At 36.0% G+C, this 583-nt stretch carries 1 pseudogene; it reads right to left on the minus strand.

Annotation, left to right across the window (positions count from 1 at the left end):
* Positions 1 to 248, minus strand: a pseudogene (locus ACS8FC_RS19360) (alanine glycine permease); the annotation flags it as partial.
* Positions 249 to 583: the final 335 nt, after the last annotated feature.

Consider the following 583-nt stretch of genomic DNA (forward strand, 5'->3'; position numbering starts at 1 on the left):
AAGTAGGCCGTAAATATGAGTGCTGCAACTAATAACCAACCCGCAATAAGCGGAAAGCTTGTCTCGCCGAGTGGCACTGAAAAGAAGATAAGATCGACGAACCATCCAAATGCACTGGACATAAAACTGTCGAGACCTGCACCAAATGCTGCTAGAGCTGACTGCTCAGCCTCTAGACCTGATTCAGCTGCTTGCGAGAGAGTGGCGCTGAATAGTAGCGCCATAGCGATTAACGATTGCTTTTTCATAGACATCCTTGTCATAAAAATCACTTCTAGGTGAATTTTCAAAAATTTTATTAAAATCAATACTAAACAAGCAATTGTTTATTAACAATTTGTACTCTTCTTAGTAATAAATTGTTAACACTGACTATATAACAATAACAATTAATAAACAAAACATTTATAAGCTTTCATTAGTCAAAAGTCAAATTATCTTTTAAGGCTAACAGTCAAACCCAATCACTCTTATAACAGCTATCAATGTATATCGTCATTATCTTAGAGTGTAGAGAAAGCACTTGGAATATAGACAAAGGACATAGACACCTTCTAAGATGATTTAACAGTCATGACGCAAA

This window comes from Psychrobacter sp. 1Y4, assembly GCF_051847555.1.